The organism is Amycolatopsis mongoliensis (assembly GCF_030285665.1).
In the GTDB taxonomy this organism is placed as follows: domain Bacteria; phylum Actinomycetota; class Actinomycetes; order Mycobacteriales; family Pseudonocardiaceae; genus Amycolatopsis; species Amycolatopsis mongoliensis.
Genome location: NZ_CP127295.1, coordinates 777,661 through 797,315 on the forward strand (window position 1 = coordinate 777,661; position 19,655 = coordinate 797,315).

Here is a 19,655-nt window from a genome sequence, read left to right on the forward strand (position 1 = left end):
TCAGGGCACCGCGACCGTCCACACCAGACGAGTGCCGCCGCCCGCCGGGCTTTCCAGCCGCAGTGAGCCGCCCGCTTCCGCGGCACGCTGCTCGAGGTTGCGCAGCCCGCTGCGCGCCACGGCTTGCGGCATCCCGACCCCCGTGTCCGAGACCTCGACGACCAGGTCGTCGTCCAGGGACACGGTGACCGCGACCTCGGCCGCACGCGCGTGCCGGAGCACGTTGCTGACCGCTTCGCGCACGACCGCCTCGGCGTGCTCGGCCAAGACGGCGGGCACCCGGTCGAAGGCTCCCGACAGCCGCACCGTCGTGTGGATCGCGGAGTCGGCGGTCGTGTCGGTGATCGCGTTCCGCAGGCGGGCCCGCAGGCCCCGGCCGGCTCCCGGCCGGACGTGCAGGGCGAAGATCGCGCTGCGGATCTCCTCGATGACGTCCTGGAGCTGGTCGATGTGCTGGGTGAGCCGGCCGGTGACCGCGGGTGCGTCCGCCCGGCGGCGGGTGCCCTCGATCCCCAGGCCGACCGCGAACAGCCGCTGGATGACGTGGTCGTGCAGGTCGCGGGCGATCCGGTTGCGGTCCACCGCGATGTCCAACTCCCGGCGGGCGGCCTGGCTTTCGGCGTCCCGCAGCGCCAGCGCGGCCTGGTCGGCGAAGGCGGACACGAGCTGCAGCTCGTGCTCGTCGAACCGCGCCGCGCCGGGAGCGCGGATCGCCAGGAGCACTCCCGCGGTGGACTCGCCGGAGCGCAACCGCACCGCCATCGCCGGCCCGAGGTCCACGCCCAGGCCGTGCGCCAGGTTCGGCACGCTGCGCGGGATGTGGTCACGCAGCACCGCGCCGGAGGTCGATCCGTCGAGCGGGATCCGGCGGCCGGTGAGCTCCCCGGCGTCGGGGCCGGCGCACACCGTGACGACCAGTGCCCCACCGGGCGACCCGGGCAGCGCGATGAGCGCGTCCTCGGCGCCGGTCAGTTCGGCGGCCCGGCTCGCGACCAGGCGCAGCACCGCGTGCACGTCGGCACCGCCGAGGAGCTCGGCCGAGATCTCCCCGGTGGCTTCCAGCCACCGCTGTCTTCTCCGGCTCTCCTCGTAGAGCCGCGCGTTGTCCACGGCGATCCCGGCCGCCGCCGCCAGCGCGACGATCGCCCGTTCGTCGTCGGCGGTGAACGGCTGTTCGCCACCGAGGTACAGGCGGCCGAGGACCGCGCCCCGCACCAGGAGCGGGACGCCGAGGAAGGCCCGCATCGGCGGATGGCCCGGTGGGTACCCGCGGCTGCCCAGGTCCGGCAGGCGCACCGGAGCCCGGCCGTCCACCAGGGCGCCGAGCAGCCCGTGACCGTCCGGTGGCGGGCCGATCCGGTCCCGGGTGGCGTCGTCGACGCCGGTGACGGCGAACGCGGTCGTCCGGCCGTCCTCGTCGAGCAGGGCCAGTGCGCCGTAGCGGGCGCCGACCAGGCCGGCGGCGGCGGTCACGATCCGCTGCAGCGTGGTCTCGAGCTCCAGCCCGGCGGAGAAGGCGAGGACGGCCGCCGGCAGCGCGTCCATCCGGTCCCGGCCCGACAGCGTTTCCTCGGGCATGTCACCACAGTGGCACAGCGGTCCGGCCCGCGGCGGGATCCGGCCGAACCGAACCGGGTTCGCAACCGACGACCTTCGCCCGGCGGCGGAGGCCGTTCGGCACTTGGCGGAGCGCGCGGGCCGGGCGGACGGTGGAAGCGCATCCAGCAATCCACAGTTCGGAGCCGTCCATGAAGACCGGTGTCATGCCCGTCGGGGACCTCAGCGCGAGCCAGATGCGGTCCGTCCTCCTCGCGGCCACCGCTCCCCCGCCGCTGCGGACCGCGCGACCGTGGCGGTTCCAGTGCACGCCGGACTCCATCGAGCTCTACGCGGATCCGCTCACCACCGGCACCGACAGCGAGCAGCGGGAACGGCTCCTGGACTGCGGCGCCGCCCTGCTGAACCTCCGGCTGGCGATCAAGGCGCAGGGCAGCCACGCCGACGTGCGGCTGCTGCCCTCCGCGGGCCGGCCCGACCTGCTCGCCGTCGTGCGCCCGAACGGGTACGAGACGATCACCCCGCACGACGGGGAACTCGTCGCGGCCATCGCCGACCGGCAGAGCAACCGGCGGCCGTTCACCTCCGCCGACGTCCCCGCCGCGGTGCAGCGGCAGCTCCGACGCGCGGCCGAAGTGGAACGCGCCTGGCTGGCCACCATCACCGACGAGCAGGTGCCGCAGCTGCGCGAAATCATGCGCCACGCGGAAGTCCCGCAGGCGACGCCCGGACCCGGCGGCGGGGACGACCTCGACGTCGAACCCGACCGGCTGGTCGTGGTCATCGGCTCGCTGCACGACACCGCCCTCGCCCGGCTCCAGGCCGGGCAGGCCATGCAGCGGGTCCTCCTGACGGCCGCCGCGGCCGGACTCTCCGCGTCACTCTCTTCGCAGGCGATGGCGGCGCCGGCGACCCGGCGCGAGCTGCGGCAGCTGGTCGGCGGCGGGCTCTGGCCCCAGATCATGCTGCGCCTCGGCCACGGCACGGCGGTGCTGTCCCCCACGCGGGCCCGCCTCGAGGACGTCGTGATCAGCGACGAGCACCCCTTCGCCCGCTAGTGTCGCGCGTCCGAGGTTCGTTGACAGCGGCCCGGCCCTGCGCGCCAAGGTGGCATCGGACCCGGATCTGCCGAGGGTCGCGGCGGCTCGTCCGGCGACATGAATGAGTCATTCACGTCGTCGGACGAGGTGAATGGGTCATTCACTGCATCGCGGCCGGGGCCTGCACGGGCCGGGCTCTCATGACGCAGGTTCCCGCCGCCCCGAACGTCGAACACCTGGCAACGCGCGACACTAGCCGCCCGGACGGCGGTGCGCGCCGTGGATCCCGGTGACCAGCACCGCCGCCTGGGATCGCCGCTCCAGCCCGAGCTTCGCCAGCAGCCGGGACACGTAGTTCTTGACGGTCTTCTCGGCCAGGAACATCCGCTCGGCGATCTGCCGGTTCGTCAGGCTTTCCCCGAGCAGGTCGAGCAGGACGAGCTCCTGCTCGCTCAGCCCCGCCAGCGGGCCCGGCTCGCCGGTGGTGGTCCGCAGCTCGGCCACGAGCGCGGCGACCGCCCGGCCGTCCAGCAGGGTTTCGCCCGCCCCGACCCGGCGGATGGCGTCGACCAGCTGGAGCCCCTTCACGTCCTTGATGACATAACCCTCGGCGCCGGCCAGGACCGCTTCGACCATCGAATCCTCGTCGGTGAAGGAGGTCAGCATCAGGCACCGCAGGCCGGGCAGCGCCGCGCGCAGGTCCCGGCACAGCTCCACGCCGTTCCCGTCGGGCAGCCGCACGTCCAGCACCGCCACGTCCGGGCGCAGCGCGGGCACCCTGGCCAGCGCCTCCGCGACCGAGGACGCCTGCCCGACGACGGTCAGGTCGGCTTCGTCGTCGATCAGCTCGGCGACCCCGCGCCGCACGAGTTCGTGGTCGTCGACCAGGAAGATCGTGATGACGGGCGCGTTTTCGTCCACGGCTTCAGGCTACGCCCGCGCACGCCGAACGACCCCGGAAGAGAGGTCCCGCGCCTCTAGGCCGGACGGTGCGCGGCGGCCACAGTGGGGGGATGACAGAGATCCAGCACAGGCCCGATCACCAGCTCAAGACCGCTGTCACCGAGGAACTCGCCTGGACCCCCAGCGTCAACGCCGAAGAGATCGGCGTGACCGTCACCGACGGTGTCGCGACGCTGTCCGGGCACGTCGGCACCTACCCCGAGAAGGAAGAGGCCCTGCGCGCCGCGACCCGGGTCCACGGCGTGACCACCACCGCGGACAAGATCCTCGTCCGGCACGGCCACGACGTCCCGTCGGACGTGGATCTCGCCCGCGAAGCCATGATCGTGTTCGACCGCCGCACGGTCGTCGTGCCGAAGGATTCGGTACAGGTCGACGTGCGCGACCAGGTGATCACGCTGCGCGGCTCGGTGGACTGGAACCACCAGCGCGAAGCCGCCCGCCGGGCGGTGGCCGCGCTCCCCGGGATCAGCGGGGTGCGGAACCTGATCACCCTCAGGCCGCCGACCGGGATCAGCCCGGCCGACACCACGGCGAAGATCACCGCGGCGCTGGCCCGGCACGCGCCCGGGTTCGCCCAGCACGTCGAGGTCGGCTTCGAAGACGGCCAGGTCACGTTGACCGGCGAAGTCCTCACCCCTGCCGAACGCCGTTCGGCCGAGCAGACCGCGTGGTTCGCCCCCGGCGTGGTCGCGGTCGACAACCAGGTGAAGCTCGCCGGCTGACGCGCCGCGAAGACGCGGCCGCGGCCGGCCCCCGGGCTCCACAGTGTTCTGTCCGAAAAGGACAGAACACTGTGGACCGGGCCGTGCACCCGATCCGTGAGGAGACCCCATGACCACCGTCACCCCACCGGCACGAGCCCTGCTCCCCGACGGGGAGGTCGCCTGGGTGCGCAAGCTGGAAGCCCGCGACGCCGCCGCGGTCCTCGCGCTGCGGGCCCGGCTCGCCGGACGGGACCGGCACCTGCGGTTCGGTCCCGGCGTGGCCGGGCTGGCCGAGCTCTCGGCGCAGCTGTCCCACGGCTCCGGCGCCGGGAACACCGCGGTGGGGTGCTTCCGGCGCTCCCGCCTGGCCGGCGTCGCCCGCTACGACATCCTGGCCGACCCCGCCGAAGCGGAGGTCTCGCTGGTGGTCGACGGCCGCGGCCCGGCGCTCGGCGTGGCAGCCCTGCTGCTCGAACAGCTCGCCGTCGCCGCGGACCACGAAGGCGTGCGGATGCTCGTCGTCGACGCCGGCGCGGAAAACGCGAAGATGCTGGGCGTCTTCGCGGCCCTGGGCATCCCGTTCCGGCGCGGGCCGAAGCCGGAATCCCGCGCTGCCGGAGAGTAGACCCGAAGCGTCGAAGAGCCGATCAGCCGTCCGCTTCGCCGGGCGCCGGTGGCGTGGCGCCGAGGCGGGCGTGCAGCCGTTCCCGGACCTCGTCCGGGGTGTAGGCCCGCCGGCGGCGTTCCTCGCGTGCGATCACCACCCCGGTCGCGGCCACTCCGACGATTCCGGCCAGTCCCAGTGCCTTCCACCAGCGCATCGGCCTAGGCTACTGCCGTGCCGGGGAACGAGCTGGATCTGGACGAAGCCGCGCGCACGACGCGCACGGGCGACCTGTGGCTGTTCCGCGGGCGGTCCGCGGCCGACCGCACGATCCGCGTCGTGACGAACAGCCCGGTCAACCACGTCGGCATGGCGGTGGTGATCGAGGACCTCCCGCCGCTGATGTGGCACGCGGAGCTGGGCCGGGCCCTGCCGGACGTCTGGTCGGGCACGCACCAGCGGGGCGCGCAGCTGCACGACCTGCGCCGGGCGGTGCTCGTGTGGGCCGAGAAGTACCACCAGCAGGTCTGGCTGCGCCAGCTCGACCACCCGGTCACCGGGGAGATGGAGGACGCCGTCCTGCGGACGATCGCGCGGCTCGACGGCACACCGTTCCCGTCGACCGCGCGCCTCGCGTCCCGCTGGCTCGGTGGCCGGCTGCCGATCCGGAAGCGCGACATCCCCGGCGCCGGCCTCGAGACCGGCTACTGCGCCGAAATCGTCGCGCTGACCTACGAAGCCATGGGCCTGCTGCCGCCGGGCCGCCGGCCGAACTGGTACGACGCGGGCCGGTTCTGGAGCGGCGACCACCTCGAGCTGGCCGGCGGCGCCGCGCTGGGCGACGAGATCGCCGTGCGCCTCCCCGGCTGACCCTGGTGGTCCACTGTGGACTTCACCGGGGCACCTCCGTCGGCAGGCGGGGTTCCCGGTGCAGCAGTGCGAGCGCCTCGGTGTCGGCCACCGCGGAGAACCTCCGGTAGCTGTTGCGCACCGCGTGCATCCACGGCACCGGACGCAGGCAGACGAACTGGTCCACCTCGCGGGAGAGCCGGTCGAGGACACCCGCCTCGGCGACCGGGACCGCGAGCACGATCCGGCCGGCCTGGCGGGCCCGCAGGACGCGGATGGCCGTGTGCGCGGTCGTGCCGGTGGCGGCGCCGTCGTCGGCGAGGACGACCGTGCGGCCGGCGATGGGGATCGGCGCCACCGTGCGCCGGTAGACGGCGACCTGCCGGGCCAGTGCGGCCTGCGCCTGCTCGGCGAGCCGCGTGAGCTGCTCCGGCTCGATGTCGAACCGGCGGATGGCGCCGTGGTCCCAGACGATCAGGCCACCTTCGCCGACGGCGCCGAGCATCGTCGGCGGCGGCCCGGCGGACTCGATCCGCTGGGTGAGCAGGATGTCCAGGGGCGCACCGAGGACGTCGGCGATCTCGCCGGCCACCACCAGGCCGCCCTCGGACAGGCCGAGGACCACGGCCCGGTCGCCGCGGAGCGGACGCAACCGGAGTGCCAGGCGCTCGCCGGCTTCCCGGCGATCACGGAAGCGCATGGGAACTCCTGGGAGTCGGAAGCCGGTCGGCCGACTCCCAGCATCACCGCACCGCGTCCGGGGCGCGAGGGCCGTTGGTCACCGCGAGGCGGACCGTTCGGCACCTTCTTCCGGCGTCCACAAAGGACCGATCAGCGGGAGTGGGTCGTCGCCGAGGAGGCCAGCACGACCGTGGGGGCCAGCTCGCGGTCGGCCAGCTCGCGAGCGACATCGCTGAGCCGGCGGTGGTTCCGCCGGGCGAAGCCGCGCAAAGCCGTGAAGGCCGCGTCCATGCTGAGCTGCCCACTGACGGCGAGGACGCCCTTGGCCTGCTCGATGATCACCCGGCTGTTCAACGCCGTCTGGAGCTGCTCGGAGAGCAGTTCCCCCTGGCGGACGGCCCGTTCGTGGAGGATGCCGATGGTCGCGGTGTCGGCCAGGCCCTGCGCCAGCGCGATGTCGTCCGCCGACAACTCGCCCGGCTTCAGCCCGAACAGGTTCAGCGCCCCGATCGTCTGCTTGCGCAGCCGCAGGGGCACCGCGTGCACCGACGCGAACCCGTCCTTGGCCGCCTCGGCGGCGAACCGCGGCCACCGCGCCGCCTGCGCCACGATGTCGGCCACCAGCACCGGGGTGCTGGTCGTGAAGCACTCGACGCACGGGCCTTCGTCGATGTCGAGCTGGAACAGCTCGAGCAGCCGCGCCTGCTCGGTGGAGGAGGCGAGCACCTGCAGTCCGCCCCGTTCGTCGGCGAGCGTCAGCCCGGCCGCCGCGACGTCGAGCAGCTGCACGCACTGCTGCACCAGCGTGTGCAGCAGGTCGGCGACGTCGTAGTCGTCGACCAGGGTGTCCGCCAGCGCGACGAACGCCCGGATCACCTGTCGTTCACGGTCGGCCATACCCACCATCTCCCGGTTCGTCGGCTGTCTTCATGGTGGTCCTCACCGGAACTCCTCGTCCAGTCGCAGCCGCCCGGCCACGATGTCGCCGGCGACCTCCAGCAGGGAACGTCCCTGGCCGAACGCGTAGCCGCGCAACCGGGCCAAGGCGGCGGAAGCGGGCAGGTCCAGGTGCGCGATCAGCATCCCGGTGGCCTGGTGCACCTCCCGGTACCGCATCCCGGCGCCTTCCATCCACCGCCCGTCCCCGTCGAGCCACCGGCCGCCGTCGGCCCGCAACCCCGACAGCGCGAGCGCCGCGACGTCGGCCACCTGCAACGCCGTGGCCAGCTCATCGGGACTCAGCGAGCCCGGCGTCGACCGGTAGGTGTCGAGGGTCGCCACCCGGACCGCCCCGATCTGCACCGGGAAGGTGAACAACGCCGCCACCGGCTGTGCCGCGGCCTCCGCGGCGAACACCGGCCACGCCGGGGGCGGCTCACCGGCCAGATCCGGTACCAGGACCGGGCCGCCCAGGGTGTACGCCTCGAAACACGGTCCCTCGCCGAGGGAAAACTGCAGCTCCGCCAGTGCCGTGCTCACCGCGTTGCTGGCGTAGACGACTTCCCGGTGCCCGGCGCCGACCATCACCGACACCGCCGCTCCGTCCACCGGCAGCAGGCGCACGCACGCCCGGCACACCCGGCCGACGACGTCGACCCCGCTGCCGCCACCTTCGCCCAGCGCGGCCAGCACGCTCGCTCGCAGGACCTCGACGTCAGCCACCGCGGATCCACACCCGACGGCCTTCACGTGCGGGCATCCGGTTCCCTCCGGGTCGGTGTTCGTCGTCGCCACACCAACGCGGGAGGGAGCAACCCCGGATCAGCTCCGCTGCCGCGGCTGCGTCGTCCGAGCCTACCCCCGCGCCCCGGGCGGCGGCGGTGTAACGGGCCCCTGCCACGCTCAGCTCCGGGTGGTCAGGTAGGGGCCGGGATCGCTGCCGGCTTCCGCGCCGCTGTCGAGCCATCGCAGGAACCCGCTGCGGTCCCGGCGTTCGAGCTCGTCGAGGAAGTCCTGCCGGCGCTGCACGACCAGCCGGTGCGCCGGCCCGCCGGAGGCGAGGGCCAGGAGGAAGTAGCTGCGCCGCCAAGCCGCGCACAGCTCTTCGGTCGCCATGTCGGCCACCGGACCGGGTTTCGGGGGATGCGGGACCACGACGCCGGGCGGCCCGGACGCAGCGGACGGCGCAGGCCGGCGGCGTCGAGCGGCCCCCAGCCCGCCGACGACGAGCAGGACCAGCAGGGCTGCCGTGACACCACCGCCCACCGTGGTCAGCAGGCCGGCGACCACGAGGCAAGCCGTGACGAACGCCGCCGCGGTGAGCGCGCCCAGGCGCAGGTCCGGCCCGCTCGCTGCGGCCCTTCCGCGGGCGAGCCGCGGAGCGCAGAAAGCGACGAGGATCCCGGCCCCGGCGCCGAGCAGGATCCAGCCGATCAGGACGTCCGCCGTCCGTGTCAGGGCACCGATCGTGGCCAGGACGCAGACGAGACCGACCAGACCGCCCACCGCCACGCGTCCCATGGTCGTTCGCCTCACCGTCCGGGCCGGGCGCCGGCCGTGGGCCGGTGCCGGGAAACCAGGTTCGCCGAGGTCCGGGGCGTCCACCCAGTCTAGTCCTCGGCCGCGGGCGAAGCGGGGTGGTCCACCCGGTCGGCGGCGGGGAAACCCTTCCCGGCGCCCGAGCCGGCCGTGCGGCCGGTTCCGGCGTCCCGGGCTCGTGGTCAGCCACCTTCCGGCCGGGTGGCGCGCCCACGGTGTGCGGGGTGGTGGCCGGGGTTGAGTTTGCGGTCGAGGCGGTCGGGTTTGGGCCAGCGGACGTCGGTGGCCCAGCCGAGTTTTTCGAATGCCCAGATGAGGCGGGCGGACATGTCGAGCTGGCCGCGGCGGACGCCGTGGCGGGCGCCGGTGGGGTCGGCGTGGTGGGAGTTGTGCCAGGACTCGCCCATGGAGGCGATGGCCAGGGGCCAGAAGTTGGTGGATTTGTCGCGGGCGGCGTAGGGGCGCTCGCCGATCATGTGGCACAGCGAGTTGACCGACCAGGTGACGTGGTGCAGGAGCGCGACGCGGACGAGGCCGGCCCAGAAGAACGCGGTGAGGGCGCCCCACCAGGACAGGGTGATCAGGCCGCCGATGAGGGCGGGGGCCAGGAGGGTGAGGACGGTCAGGGCGGGGAACCAGGTGTTGATGCGGGTGATGTCGCGGTCGGTGAGCAGGTCGGGGGCGAAGCGTTGGGCGTTGGTTTTCTGCCGGTCGAACAGCCAGCCGAGGTGGGCGTGCCAGAAGCCTTTGGCGAGGGCGGTGGGGGTGGTGCCGTAGCGCCAGGGGGAGTGGGGGTCGCCGTCGCGGTCGGCGTAGGCGTGGTGGCGGCGGTGGTCGGCGACCCAGCCGATGACGGGGCCTTGCATGGCCATGCTGCCGGTGGTGGCGAGGGCGATGCGCAGGGCGCGGTGGGCTTTGAAGGCGCCGTGGGTGAAGTGGCGGTGGAAGCCGATGGTGACGCCGAGGCCGGTGAGGAAGTAGAAGCCGGTGGCCAGGGCGATGTCGGTCCAGCTCAGGCCCCATCCCCAGGCGAAGGGCACGGCCACGGCCAGGGCCAGCAGCGGGACGACCGCGAACAGCTTGACCAGGAAGTTCTCGGTGCGGGTCTTCTCACCCGCGAGCATCGGTTCCGCGGCCTTCGGCGGCCGTTCCAACGTACGTGTCATGTCGATCGCTCTTTCCGTGACGTGACCTTCCGCCGAGGTCCGGGGCGATCAATCAGGGGGTAGCCCGCCGGCAGCGGTCTAAACGCGGCGGACTGCCGGACTGCTTCCCCCGCGAGGCGACTTCGCGTGCCGCCCCGGCCCGCCGGCCGGAGGCCCTCTAGCGTGGCGGATATGGAGCACCCCGAACCCGACACCCGAAGCCTCGAGCACAGCCTGGGCGAATACGTGCGGGCGGTCGCGGCCGTGGTCGGCGTCCCCGACGAAAGCACCACGGTGGAGATCAGCGACACGGCCACCGCCTACCTCGGGCTGCCCCACCGGTGGTTCGACCGGCCCGACCACGACGTCATGCTGGTGTGGAGCGAACGGCGGGGGTGGTCGCTCGCGGTGGAAACCGATCCCGCCGAAGACCCGGTCGTCCTCGCCCACCAGGGCGGCGACGACCTCGTGCCGCCCCCGCGCGCGGTCGCGCAGTTCGTCGCCGACACCGCCGCCGGACGCCACACCGGCCAGGAGCGTCCCGGCCCGGTCGGCGCCACGACCCGCCGGGCGCTGGCCGAACGGCTGAGCCGGTACGCCACCACCCACGGTGACTCCTCGGCACCGAGGTGGTCGTGATCGCGGCTGGAGCGATCGTCGTTTCGGCGGCGAAGTCCATTCAGGACGGGTTCCCGCCCGGCTGACCGGTCACCACGGCCGGGGAACCACTCGCCTGGGCGAACCGGTCCCGGCGCTCCCGATCTAAGGTGGAAGACCGCGCCCCGGTCCCCGGCGACCCATGACGGTGCACTCGGTGCACCGCGAGCGAAGGCGGGCTCCGGTGGACGACGAGCAGACCGATCCGCACCCGGCGGGAGGGACCGCGGGGAGCGCGTACCCGACCTGGCCCAGCCGCCACGGCGGTGGCTACCCGCCCGGCTGGGCCGTCCGCTACCGGTACCGCGGCCGCGCGGAGCGGTCCCGGCCGGCCTCGTGCGCGTCACCCGTGTGGCGCGAGCACGTCGGGACGGTCGCGGGCCACAGCCTGCGCGACGAGCACACGAGCACCACCTGGGTGCCCGTCCGCCCGCACGGCTCCGCGTCCGACGGCCCGGTCAGCCTGGTGCGGGCCACCGACATCCTCGACGCCCACCCGCCGGCGGGCCGCGCGGACGTGGCGCCGGGCGGATGACGGGCGACGAGGTGCCGCGAGCGAGGTGACCGGGTTCCCGGGTGAGCAGGCCGCGCCCGCCGCATCCCGGACGTGCTGCGCCCGGACCCGGAGTTCCGGGCCTTCCCCGGAGGCCGGACCGCCGTCCCGGCACCGGCCGGAGAACACGCCACCGCCCCTCGGGGGCGTATCGCCCGCATATCGAAAACCGCATACGGGCCGGCAACACCACGCTGGTTTGACTGGGCCGCATGAGCTACGGCGAACCAGCACGAACAGCGGTCCGATCGCCGGCGGCCCCACCCCCTTCGGCCGTCCCGGCAACGGGAATCACGATCTACGGATGCGGACCGGACGAGGCCGTCCTGTTCCGGGAGATGGCGCCCCGCTTCGGCGTGGAGCCGACCATCACCGCGGCCGCGGTGTCCGAGGCCACCAGCGAACTGGCGGCCGGCAACCGCTGCGTCAGCGTCGGCCACAAGACCCGGATCACCGACTCCACCCTCCTCGCGCTCAGCCGGGCCGGCGTGGAGTACATCTCCACGAGGAGCATCGGGTTCAACCACCTCGACGTCGACTACGCGAAGAGCGTCGGCATCACCGTGGAAAACGTCACCTATTCGCCCGACAGCGTGGCCGACTACACGCTGATGCTGATGCTGATGGTGGCGCGGAACGCCAAGTCCGTCCTCCGCCGCGCGGAGGTCCACGACTACCGGCTGAGTGACGTACGCGGGAAAGAGCTGCGCGACCTGACCGTCGGGGTGGTCGGGACCGGGCGCATCGGCGCCGCGGTCATCGACCGGCTGCGGGGGTTCGGCTGCCAGACCTTGGCCTACGACAGCCGCCCGCAGACCTCCGCCGACTACGTTCCCCTCGACGACCTGCTCGTGCAGAGCGACGTGGTGACGCTGCACACCCCGCTCACCGCGGACACCCACCACCTCCTGGACCGCCGGCGCATCGAGCAGATGCGGCACGGCGCGGTCGTCGTCAACACCGGCCGCGGTTCCCTCCTCGACACCGAAGCCCTCGTTCCGGCACTGGAAAGCGGCAGGCTGGGCGGCGCGGCGCTGGACGTCCTCGAAGGAGAGGAAGGAATCTTCTACGCCGACTGCCGGGACCGGCCCATCGGGAGCGAAGCGCTGCTGCGGCTGCAAAGAATGCCGAACGTGCTGATCAGCCCGCACACCGCCTACTACACGGACCACGCACTGAGCGACACCGTCGAAAACAGTCTCGTCAACTGCCTGAGCTTCGAAAGCGGGAAACAGCATGGATAGGGTGAAGGTCGGAATCATCTTCGGGGGCGCCACGGAAGAACATCCGGTCTCCGTCAAGTCCGCGCAGGAGGTGGCCAGGCACCTCGACACCGAGAAGTACGAGCCGTTCTGGATCGGGATCACGAAGAGCGGCGAATGGAAGCTGTGCGACGGCCCCGGCGCGGACTGGGAGAACGGCAGCTGCCGGCCGGCTGTGCTGTCGCCGGACCGCAGCGTCCACGGACTGCTCGTCCTGGAACAGGGACGGTACGAAACCATCAGGCTGGACGTCGTGCTGCCCCTCCTGCACGGCAGGCTCGGCGAGGACGGCGCGATGCAGGGTTTAGCGGAACTCGCCGGCGTGCCCTACGCCGGCTGTGACGTCCCCAGTTCCGCTCTGTGCATGGACAAGTCGCTCACCTACCTCGTCACCGGGAACGCGGGAATCGCGACGCCGGAGTTCCGGACCGTCACCGCGGACGAGCACCTCGATCCCGGCGGGCTCACCTTTCCCGTCTTCGTCAAGCCGGCCCGTTCGGGGTCGTCGTTCGGCGTCAGCAAGGTGTCCCGCGAGGAAGAACTGCCGGATGCGGTGGAGAGTGCACGACAGTACGACTCGAAGGTGCTGATCGAAGAGGCCGTCCTCGGCAGCGAGATCGGGTGCGCCATCCTGGGCAACGACCTGGACCTGCTCGTGGGCGAGCTCGACCGGGTCGCGCTCACCCACGGCTTCTTCAAGATCCACCAGGAGAGCAACCCCGAAAGCGGTTCCGAAAACTCGACCTTCATCGTTCCCGCCGACATTCCGGCGGAGTCCCGCACGCTCGTCCAGGAGACCGCGAAGGCCGTCTACCGCGCCCTCGGCTGCCGGGGGCTGGCGCGCGTGGACATGTTCCTGAAGGAAGACGGGACCGTGGTCCTCAACGAGGTCAACACCCTGCCCGGCCTGACCTCGTACAGCCGTTATCCGAGGATGATGGCGGCCGCGGGGCTGTCGCTCGGCGACGTGCTCGACCGGATGGTTTCGCTGGCACTGACCGGGAAGTTCCAGTGAACGACGACTTCGTCTTCGTGGACGAGTTCGCGCCCCAAATACGCTGGGACGCCAAGTACGCCACGTGGGACAACTTCACCGGCAAACCGGTGGACGGGTACCTGGCGAACCGGGTGGTCGGCACGCGGGCCCTGTGCGTGGCCCTGGAAAGAGCGCAGGAAAGGGCCGAATCCCTCGGCTTCGGCCTGCTGCTGTGGGACGGCTACCGCCCGCAGCGCGCCGTGGACTGCTTCCTGCGCTGGGCACAACGGCCCGAAGACGGCCGCACGAAGCAGCGGCACTACCCGAACATCGACCGGGCCGAGATGGTCGAAAAGGGTTATGTGGCAGCGAAGTCCGGGCACAGCCGGGGCAGTACCGTCGACCTGACGCTCTACCACCTGGCCACCGGTGAACTCGCTGCGATGGGCGGTGACCACGATCTGATGGACGCGATCTCCCACCACGGCGCCCGGGGGATCACCGAAGCCGAAGCGAGGAACCGGCACCACCTCTGTTCCCTCATGGAGTCCTGCGGGTTCGCCCGGTACGACGCCGAGTGGTGGCACTACTCGCTGCGCGACGAGCCCTACCCGGACACCTACTTCGACTTTCCCATCACCAGCACCGAAAGCCTGCTCGTCCATGACTGAGATCCGGCCGGTCCGGGCCGCCGACGCCCCCCGCCTCACCGGGCTGCTGGCCCAGCTCGGGTACCCGGGCGAGCCCGGCGCGGTGGCCGGCAGGCTGCTGGCCGTGCTGAGCTCGGCCACCCAGCAGGTCCTGATCGCGACCCCCGCCGGCGACTCCCGCATCGACGGTTACGTCGGTGTCGAGCGGCGGCCGCCCGGGCTGGAGCAGGACGAACGCGTCGAGATCACCGGCCTGGTCGTCGACTCGGCGGCCCGCCGATCCGGGGTCGGCCGCGCCCTGGTGCGGGCCGCCGAGCAGTGGGCGGTACAGCAGGGCCTGCACACGATCGTGGTCCGCTCGAACGTCGTGCGGCCCGAGTCCCACTCGTTCTACGAGGGAATCGGGTACCGGCGGAAGTCGACCTCGCACACCTACCGCAAGAAGGTCTGAGGCGTGACGCCACCGCGCGTCGTGTCGCGGGCGGCCGTCGATCACCGGGCTCGACCGGCCCGCGCTGCGCCATGCGGCCCAGCAGCGCTTCGGCCGACGATCCGGCGGGCCGGTCCCGCTGGTCACCGGCGGTTCGCAGGGCGCGTGGGCGATCGACGCCGCGGTGTCCGGCGTAGCGGGCGCGCGGGGTTACCGGTCGGCTGGACGCCGAGCCGGTCGTCGCGGCCGGCGGGGGCCTGCTCGTCGACAACGCCGGCCTGGACCGAAACCACCTGATCCCGGTGCTCACCGATCCCGGGCAGATCGCGGCGAGGTCGGCCCGGGCACAGGCCGCCGGCGCGCCCGACGCGGACGTCGTCCTCGCCCGGCACGTGCTCGCCGCCGTCGCCGAGCTTCGGGGGTACGCCTCAGCGGAGCCACCACCGTGGTAGCTGCACCGTGGTGCGGAGGCCGCCGCCGGGACGGGGCGTGAGGGTGAGGGTCCCGTCGTGGGCCTGGGTGATGCTGCGGACGATCGCCAGGCCGAGGCCGGCACCCGCGTGGTCGGTGCGGACGCGGTCGGTGCCGCGCCGGAACGGTTCGACGAGCGTGGAAACCAGCTGCGGGGTGAGCGGCTCGCCGGTGTTCTCGACGGTGAGCACCACCGACTTGGCGTCGACGGCGGTCGTCACCCACACGGTGCCGGGGGCGGGCCGGTTGTGGACGATCGCGTTGTGCACGAGGTTCGTCGTCAGCTGCAGCAGGAGCGCGCGCGAGCCGTGGGTGGGGGCGACGTCGCCGGAGGTCTCGAGGGTGAGGCCGCGTTTTTCCGCGAGGGGAAGGAGCGTTTCCGTGGCCTCTTCCGCGAGGAGGGACAGGTCGACGCGTTCCCGGCTGAAGGCGCGCTGGTCGGCCTGGCTGAGCAGGAGCAGCGCTTCGGTGAGGTCGATCGCCCGGGCGTTGACGGCGTGGAGGCGGTCGACGAGCTCGCCGGACATCTGCGCCGGATCGGTGCGGGCGACCTCGAGCAGGGCTTGCGAGATCGCCAGCGGGGTGCGCAGTTCGTGGGAGGCGTTGGCGGCGAACCGCTGCTGTTCGGCGACGTGGGCTTCGAGCCGGGCGAGCATCACGTCGAACGCGTCGGCGAGCTCGCGGAACTCGTCCTTGCGGCCGTCCAACAGGATCCGGTGGGACAGCGATCCGTCGGTCGCCATGCGGGCGGCGTCGGTGATGCGGGTCAGCGGGGCGAGCATGCGGCCGGAGAGGATCCACCCGCCCAGGAGACCGAACACCAGCAGGAAGACCACGACGACGCCCGCGGCCGAGGTGAAGGTGCTCATCAGGGTGGCGCGGTTCAGCACTCCCCCGGGCATGACCGCGATGTCGGGCAGGTGACTGCGCAGGAACACCCACACGGTCAGCAGCAGCAGGGCGCCGGCGAGCATGAGGAACCCGGCGTAGCTGAGGGTGAGCTTGAGGCGAACGCTCAAGCCCGGCTTCCGGTCCACGGTCTCCTCGTCCACGTCAGGTGTCCGGCGGGGTGTCGATGCGGTAGCCGACGCCGGCCACGGTGGCGATGACCCAGGGTTCGCCGAGTCGCTTGCGCAGCGCCGAAACCGTGATGCGCACGGCGTTGGTGAACGGGTCGGCGTTCTCGTCCCACGCCCGCTCCAGGAGCTCTTCGGCGCTGACGACCCCGCCTTCGGCCGCGACGAGGACTTCGAGCACGGCGAACTGCTTCCGGGTGAGCGCGACGTACCGGCCGTCGCGGTAGACCTCGCGGCGGAACGGATCCAGGCGCAGGCCCGCGATCTCCCGCACGGGTGGCCGGTTGTGGGCGCGCCGGCGGTCGAGTGCCCGGAGCCGGAGCACGAGCTCCCGGAGCGCGAACGGCTTGGTGAGGTAGTCGTCGGCGCCGAGCTCGAACCCGGAGGCCTTGTCGTCGATCCGGTCCGCGGCGGTGAGCATGAGGATCGGCATGCCGCTGCCGGAGGCGACGATGCGTTCGGCGATCTCGTCACCGGACGGGCCGGGGATGTCCCGGTCGAGGACGGCGATGTCGTAGGCGTTGACGCTCAGCAGCTCGAGGGCGGTGTCCCCGTCACCGGCGATGTCGGCGGCGATCGCTTCCAGGCGCAGGCCGTCGCGGACGGCTTCCGCCAGGTAGGGCTCGTCCTCGACGATCAGCACGCGCACGGTGCCGATGCTACGAGCCGGGCCCTATCGCCGGCATATCGAAACCGGGATACGGGCCGGCAACACCGCGGCGCCTTGACTGCGGCCATGTCCTACCGCAGATCGGCCGGCGCCGTCCCCTACCCGGTGCGGGTCTTCGACGACGACACCCCGGCCGTGGCCAACCTCGATCCCGCTCTGCTCGGTGCCCTGCGCCGGGCCGCCGCGGACGCCGCGGCCGACGGCGTCGAGTTCGTCGTCAACGGCGGCTGGCGCTCGCCCGAGTACCAGGCGCACCTGTTCGCGGCGGCGGTGCTGAAGTACGGCTCGGAGGAGGCGGCCGCCCGGTGGGTGGCCACCCCCGGTACGTCCGCGCACGTGTCGGGGAACGCGGTCGACATCGGACCTGCCGAGGCCAGGGCGTGGCTGTCCGAGCACGGCTCCGCGTACGGGCTCTGCCAGATCTACCGCAACGAACCCTGGCACTACGAACTGCGGCCCGAGGCCGTCGAACACGGCTGTCCACCCCTGTACGCCGACCCCACGCACGATCCTCGGATGCGGCGCGGACGGACGGCGTGACCGGTGGTGGCGGACCGGGGTCCGCGGCCGGCTCGGCCTCGGACCCCGTCCGTCAGGGCCGGCGGATGCCCAGTGACTCGCGGTACCAGGCCGCCGCCCCCGCCAGGCTCGGGCCGAAGCCCGGGCCCGGGGACACGCCGGTCAGTTCCCAGATGCGGTCGCTCTCGTACCAGTGATCCCGCGTGAGCAGCGAGTACTGGTGGTCGGTCAGCGACGGGAGTGCCGCTCGCGTGCGGGCCCGGTGCTCGGCCAGCGACAGCTCCGCCACCGGCACCGGCAGGTCGAGCAGCTCGCACACCGCCGTGACCAGGCGCCGCATCCGGACCGGGCGGGGGTCGGCCACGTGGAGGACCTCGCCCGCCCCGCCCAGTCCGGGGTTCATGGCCAGCACCGCGATCGCCGCCGCCAGATCGGCCACCGCCACGAGCGACGTGCGGGCCGCGCCGTCCGCCGCCCACGCCGGGACCGCCCGGATCCAGCGGACCAGCGCCGGCACCAAGTGCCGGTCGCCGGTGCCGTGGACCAGGTGCGGCCGCAGCACGGTGCCACCGGCCGCCAGCACCAGGCGCTCGCCCGCCAACCTGCTCCGGCTGGTGGGCGACGCCGGGTCCGTGACCAGCCCGGACCCGCTTTCCCCTCTCAAACGGCCCCGGCCGGTCGGCGGCTCCTGCACCGCCACCGCCCCGGACCCACTCGGGTGCCCGGCCGCCGGCCGGGCCCGGCCGGTCGACGGCCCCGGATCCGCCACCGACCCGGCCCCGCCGCGCGGACCTTCGACCCCCGGCCAGTTCCCGCCGGCCGGTAACCCCCGATCTCCCTTCGGCCCCGGCACCATCGCGCCCCGGTGCACCCCGTCGCGGTACACCGCGCACGTGCTGAGGTACAGCACGCCCGCGGTGCCGGCCCGGCGGGCCTCGGCGAGCAGCTTCGCCGTGCCGGCCTCGTTGACGGCCGTGCACACCGCGGGATCCCCGCCCACCTGGGACGCCAGGTGCACCAGCGTGGTGATCCCCGTGCACAGCCCGGCGAGGCCCGGCGCGTCGGTGAGGTCACCGGACCACGTCGTCACGCCCGCATCAGTCATCCACCCCGGCACCGGCCGCCGGACGAGGACGCGGACCCGGGGGCCCATGCCTCGCCCGACCAGTTCGCGCAGCACCGCCGTGCCGACGAAGCCGGTGGCGCCGGTGACCAGGACGTCCGGCCCGGCGGCCGTCACGACAAGCGCATCCCCAGCGTGCCGCTCGCGGCCGTGGCGCCCTTCTGGCGGACCTCGACCCGGACGGTGCGCGTGCGGTCCGGCCCCGCCTTGTCCGCTTCGACCACCAGCAGGCACTCGGAGTCGAACTCGACGTAGCTGTCGAACCGGAAGGCCCCGCGCGCCGGGAGGGCGTACGGGTCGCCGATCGCCAGCAGGGCCGCCTGCCGCGCGCCTTCGACGAGCAGCATGCCCGGCACGTGGTCGACCGCGTGGTCGAAGAGCACCGCGTGGTCCGGGTCGAACCGCAGCGCCCACGTCCCCTCCGTCGGGGTCGCCGCCAGCAGCACGTCCTCCGCGCGGTCCCGGCCGACCGAGGCCGGCGCGACGCCGCCCAGGACCGCCGCCTGGAACGGTGTCGCCGCGAAGTGGTCGCCCCGCACCCGGCGGTAGACCGCCGAGGACACGCTGCGCCAGCGCTCCGACGCGGTCCCGATCCGGCGGCCGTCGCGGAAGCACTCGAAGTCCAGCCGCATGCCGCCGACGTTCTTGCCGCGGTACTCGACCTCGTGGGCGCTGACCCGCAGCACCACGTCGACCGGACGGCCCAGCGTGGCCAGCCCGGTCTCGTCGACCGAGTACTCCTTGTGGTCGGAAAGGAAGCTGTGGCTGAGCGGTACGCCGTACGCCCGGTGCGCGATCAGCAGCGCCGCCTGGCGGACCGTCTCCGCGTACAGCATCGGGTCGTGGAACACCGGCGTCCGCGGCCCGAAGAAGCTGTGCCGGCGCGGCCACTGCGCGCCGACCTCGAACCGGCCTTCGCCGAGGATGTTCAGATCGGTGACGAAGACCTCCGAGACGGCGGCGCGGTGCACGAGGCTCCGCGGGATCGTCTGCTGGAAGTCGACCGCCCGCACCGCGGACCCGCCGATGATCTTGGTTTCCGGTATTTCGCGCGCAGATTCCTGAAGGATGGTGCCGACCATGACGGTCCTCCTAGAATGTCCTACCCCAGTACCCCAGTACTCCCCCGCGTTCAGTTGTAGCGGAATCGGACACCTAAAACCATACCAACCGAGCGGTTTCTTTTAGTGGCTTTCCCTGCTTCCGGGACGTAGACTGGCCACTGACGCATGAGGTACCGCCGA

The 19,655-nt window shown here is 72.8% G+C and carries 24 protein-coding genes; 12 read left to right on the forward strand and 12 right to left on the reverse strand.

The features are described 5' to 3' along the window. Positions 1 to 1,578: a GAF domain-containing sensor histidine kinase gene (locus tag QRX60_RS03710; RefSeq protein WP_285999390.1), complete on the reverse strand. Its 1,578-nt coding sequence runs from the start codon at positions 1,576 to 1,578 to the stop codon at positions 1 to 3. Positions 1,579 to 1,748: 170 nt separating this feature from the next. Between QRX60_RS03710 and QRX60_RS03715 the strand changes: the two genes are divergently transcribed. Next, complete coding sequence (locus QRX60_RS03715) at positions 1,749 to 2,615, forward strand: nitroreductase family protein (RefSeq protein ID WP_285999391.1); 867 nt, start codon at positions 1,749 to 1,751, stop codon at positions 2,613 to 2,615. 234 nt (positions 2,616 to 2,849) lie between these two features. Here QRX60_RS03715 and QRX60_RS03720 read toward each other — a convergent pair whose 3' ends face one another. After that, on the reverse strand, positions 2,850 to 3,518 hold the full coding sequence (locus QRX60_RS03720) for a response regulator (protein ID WP_285999392.1): 669 nt from the start codon (positions 3,516 to 3,518) through the stop codon (positions 2,850 to 2,852). 92 nt (positions 3,519 to 3,610) lie between these two features. On the opposite strand from QRX60_RS03720, the gene QRX60_RS03725 reads away from it, so the two are divergent. Both QRX60_RS03725 and QRX60_RS03730 read left to right on the forward strand, forming a co-directional pair. After that, on the forward strand, positions 3,611 to 4,285 hold the full coding sequence (locus QRX60_RS03725) for a BON domain-containing protein (protein WP_285999393.1): 675 nt from the start codon (positions 3,611 to 3,613) through the stop codon (positions 4,283 to 4,285). Positions 4,286 to 4,394: 109 nt separating this feature from the next. Further along, a complete protein-coding gene (locus tag QRX60_RS03730; RefSeq protein ID WP_285999394.1) occupies positions 4,395 to 4,892 on the forward strand; it encodes a GNAT family N-acetyltransferase in 498 nt (165 codons plus the stop codon). A gap of 22 nt (positions 4,893 to 4,914) precedes the next feature. Here QRX60_RS03730 and QRX60_RS03735 read toward each other — a convergent pair whose 3' ends face one another. Continuing rightward, positions 4,915 to 5,088, reverse strand: a complete 174-nt coding sequence (locus tag QRX60_RS03735) for a hypothetical protein (RefSeq protein WP_285999395.1) — start codon at positions 5,086 to 5,088, stop codon at positions 4,915 to 4,917. Positions 5,089 to 5,105: 17 nt separating this feature from the next. On the opposite strand from QRX60_RS03735, the gene QRX60_RS03740 reads away from it, so the two are divergent. After that, positions 5,106 to 5,741: a hypothetical protein gene (locus QRX60_RS03740; protein ID WP_285999396.1), complete on the forward strand. Its 636-nt coding sequence runs from the start codon at positions 5,106 to 5,108 to the stop codon at positions 5,739 to 5,741. 22 nt (positions 5,742 to 5,763) lie between these two features. Here QRX60_RS03740 and QRX60_RS03745 read toward each other — a convergent pair whose 3' ends face one another. From QRX60_RS03745 to QRX60_RS03765, 5 genes are all read right to left on the reverse strand, one after another. After that, the gene (locus QRX60_RS03745) at positions 5,764 to 6,420 is read right to left on the reverse strand and encodes a phosphoribosyltransferase (protein ID WP_285999397.1); all 657 of its coding nucleotides are present in this window, start codon (positions 6,418 to 6,420) and stop codon (positions 5,764 to 5,766) included. A 131-nt stretch (positions 6,421 to 6,551) separates the two neighbouring features. Further along, a complete protein-coding gene (locus tag QRX60_RS03750; RefSeq protein ID WP_285999398.1) occupies positions 6,552 to 7,298 on the reverse strand; it encodes a GAF and ANTAR domain-containing protein in 747 nt (248 codons plus the stop codon). A gap of 42 nt (positions 7,299 to 7,340) precedes the next feature. Then, positions 7,341 to 8,063 carry a GAF and ANTAR domain-containing protein gene (locus QRX60_RS03755; protein ID WP_285999399.1) on the reverse strand — a complete coding sequence of 241 codons (723 nt, stop codon included), beginning with the start codon at positions 8,061 to 8,063 and terminating at the stop codon, positions 7,341 to 7,343. A 180-nt stretch (positions 8,064 to 8,243) separates the two neighbouring features. Continuing rightward, entirely contained in the window at positions 8,244 to 8,861 is a 618-nt protein-coding gene (locus QRX60_RS03760; protein ID WP_285999400.1) for a hypothetical protein, read from the reverse strand. A 200-nt stretch (positions 8,862 to 9,061) separates the two neighbouring features. Further along, a complete protein-coding gene (locus QRX60_RS03765; RefSeq protein WP_285999401.1) occupies positions 9,062 to 10,045 on the reverse strand; it encodes an acyl-CoA desaturase in 984 nt (327 codons plus the stop codon). 171 nt (positions 10,046 to 10,216) lie between these two features. On the opposite strand from QRX60_RS03765, the gene QRX60_RS03770 reads away from it, so the two are divergent. From QRX60_RS03770 to QRX60_RS03800, 7 genes are all read left to right on the forward strand, one after another. Continuing rightward, complete coding sequence (locus tag QRX60_RS03770; RefSeq protein WP_285999402.1) at positions 10,217 to 10,663, forward strand: DUF6292 family protein; 447 nt, start codon at positions 10,217 to 10,219, stop codon at positions 10,661 to 10,663. A 202-nt stretch (positions 10,664 to 10,865) separates the two neighbouring features. Then, complete coding sequence (locus QRX60_RS03775) at positions 10,866 to 11,216, forward strand: hypothetical protein (protein ID WP_285999403.1); 351 nt, start codon at positions 10,866 to 10,868, stop codon at positions 11,214 to 11,216. Between the two features lie 230 nt (positions 11,217 to 11,446). Beyond that, positions 11,447 to 12,478 (forward strand): D-lactate dehydrogenase VanH, encoded by a 1,032-nt coding sequence (gene vanH / locus QRX60_RS03780; RefSeq protein ID WP_408630202.1) that lies wholly within the window; start codon positions 11,447 to 11,449, stop codon positions 12,476 to 12,478. After that, positions 12,471 to 13,511, forward strand: coding sequence for a D-alanine--(R)-lactate ligase (gene vanA / locus QRX60_RS03785; protein WP_285999404.1), 1,041 nt, complete (start codon positions 12,471 to 12,473; stop codon positions 13,509 to 13,511). Before vanH ends, vanA begins: the two co-directional genes overlap by 8 nt. Further along, positions 13,508 to 14,143, forward strand: a complete 636-nt coding sequence (gene vanX / locus QRX60_RS03790) for a D-Ala-D-Ala dipeptidase VanX (RefSeq protein ID WP_285999405.1) — start codon at positions 13,508 to 13,510, stop codon at positions 14,141 to 14,143. The genes vanA and vanX overlap by 4 nt, the downstream gene beginning before the upstream one ends. Further along, positions 14,136 to 14,573: a GNAT family N-acetyltransferase gene (locus QRX60_RS03795; protein ID WP_285999406.1), complete on the forward strand. Its 438-nt coding sequence runs from the start codon at positions 14,136 to 14,138 to the stop codon at positions 14,571 to 14,573. The genes vanX and QRX60_RS03795 overlap by 8 nt, the downstream gene beginning before the upstream one ends. A 281-nt stretch (positions 14,574 to 14,854) precedes the next feature. Then, a complete protein-coding gene (locus QRX60_RS03800; RefSeq protein ID WP_285999407.1) occupies positions 14,855 to 15,004 on the forward strand; it encodes a hypothetical protein in 150 nt (49 codons plus the stop codon). Here QRX60_RS03800 and QRX60_RS03805 read toward each other — a convergent pair. Beyond that, positions 14,981 to 16,060 carry a sensor histidine kinase gene (locus tag QRX60_RS03805; protein ID WP_286003492.1) on the reverse strand — a complete coding sequence of 360 codons (1,080 nt, stop codon included), beginning with the start codon at positions 16,058 to 16,060 and terminating at the stop codon, positions 14,981 to 14,983. The two genes, QRX60_RS03800 and QRX60_RS03805, sit on opposite strands and share 24 nt — an antisense overlap. A 16-nt stretch (positions 16,061 to 16,076) precedes the next feature. Further along, complete coding sequence (gene vanR-Sc / locus QRX60_RS03810; protein ID WP_285999408.1) at positions 16,077 to 16,748, reverse strand: VanSc-type vancomycin resistance response regulator transcription factor VanR; 672 nt, start codon at positions 16,746 to 16,748, stop codon at positions 16,077 to 16,079. 87 nt (positions 16,749 to 16,835) lie between these two features. Here vanR-Sc and QRX60_RS03815 point away from each other — a divergent pair, with 87 nt between their 5' ends. Further along, positions 16,836 to 17,309: a M15 family metallopeptidase gene (locus tag QRX60_RS03815; RefSeq protein WP_285999409.1), complete on the forward strand. Its 474-nt coding sequence runs from the start codon at positions 16,836 to 16,838 to the stop codon at positions 17,307 to 17,309. 52 nt (positions 17,310 to 17,361) lie between these two features. Here QRX60_RS03815 and QRX60_RS03820 read toward each other — a convergent pair whose 3' ends face one another. Together QRX60_RS03820 and QRX60_RS03825 are read right to left on the reverse strand one after the other, a co-directional pair. Further along, the gene (locus QRX60_RS03820) at positions 17,362 to 18,528 is read right to left on the reverse strand and encodes an NAD-dependent epimerase/dehydratase family protein (RefSeq protein ID WP_285999410.1); all 1,167 of its coding nucleotides are present in this window, start codon (positions 18,526 to 18,528) and stop codon (positions 17,362 to 17,364) included. Beyond that, on the reverse strand, positions 18,525 to 19,493 hold the full coding sequence (locus QRX60_RS03825) for a ScbA/BarX family gamma-butyrolactone biosynthesis protein (protein WP_285999411.1): 969 nt from the start codon (positions 19,491 to 19,493) through the stop codon (positions 18,525 to 18,527). Before QRX60_RS03825 ends, QRX60_RS03820 begins: the two co-directional genes overlap by 4 nt. Positions 19,494 to 19,655 lie beyond the last annotated feature (162 nt).

What these genes read in the sequence shown, in the direction of transcription:
- QRX60_RS03710 (WP_285999390.1), bottom strand. Translation starts at nt 1,578, where the DNA reads ATGCCCGAGGAAACGCTGTCGGGCCGGGACCGGATGGACGCGCTGCCG.
- QRX60_RS03715 (WP_285999391.1), top strand. Translation starts at nt 1,749, where the DNA reads ATGAAGACCGGTGTCATGCCCGTCGGGGACCTCAGCGCGAGCCAGATG.
- QRX60_RS03725 (WP_285999393.1), top strand. Translation starts at nt 3,611, where the DNA reads ATGACAGAGATCCAGCACAGGCCCGATCACCAGCTCAAGACCGCTGTC.
- QRX60_RS03730 (WP_285999394.1), top strand. Translation starts at nt 4,395, where the DNA reads ATGACCACCGTCACCCCACCGGCACGAGCCCTGCTCCCCGACGGGGAG.
- QRX60_RS03735 (WP_285999395.1), bottom strand. Translation starts at nt 5,088, where the DNA reads ATGCGCTGGTGGAAGGCACTGGGACTGGCCGGAATCGTCGGAGTGGCC.
- QRX60_RS03745 (WP_285999397.1), bottom strand. Translation starts at nt 6,420, where the DNA reads ATGCGCTTCCGTGATCGCCGGGAAGCCGGCGAGCGCCTGGCACTCCGG.
- QRX60_RS03750 (WP_285999398.1), bottom strand. Translation starts at nt 7,298, where the DNA reads ATGGCCGACCGTGAACGACAGGTGATCCGGGCGTTCGTCGCGCTGGCG.
- QRX60_RS03760 (WP_285999400.1), bottom strand. Translation starts at nt 8,861, where the DNA reads ATGGGACGCGTGGCGGTGGGCGGTCTGGTCGGTCTCGTCTGCGTCCTG.
- QRX60_RS03765 (WP_285999401.1), bottom strand. Translation starts at nt 10,045, where the DNA reads ATGACACGTACGTTGGAACGGCCGCCGAAGGCCGCGGAACCGATGCTC.
- QRX60_RS03770 (WP_285999402.1), top strand. Translation starts at nt 10,217, where the DNA reads ATGGAGCACCCCGAACCCGACACCCGAAGCCTCGAGCACAGCCTGGGC.
- vanH (WP_408630202.1), top strand. Translation starts at nt 11,447, where the DNA reads ATGAGCTACGGCGAACCAGCACGAACAGCGGTCCGATCGCCGGCGGCC.
- vanA (WP_285999404.1), top strand. Translation starts at nt 12,471, where the DNA reads ATGGATAGGGTGAAGGTCGGAATCATCTTCGGGGGCGCCACGGAAGAA.
- QRX60_RS03795 (WP_285999406.1), top strand. Translation starts at nt 14,136, where the DNA reads ATGACTGAGATCCGGCCGGTCCGGGCCGCCGACGCCCCCCGCCTCACC.
- QRX60_RS03815 (WP_285999409.1), top strand. Translation starts at nt 16,836, where the DNA reads ATGTCCTACCGCAGATCGGCCGGCGCCGTCCCCTACCCGGTGCGGGTC.
- QRX60_RS03825 (WP_285999411.1), bottom strand. Translation starts at nt 19,493, where the DNA reads ATGGTCGGCACCATCCTTCAGGAATCTGCGCGCGAAATACCGGAAACC.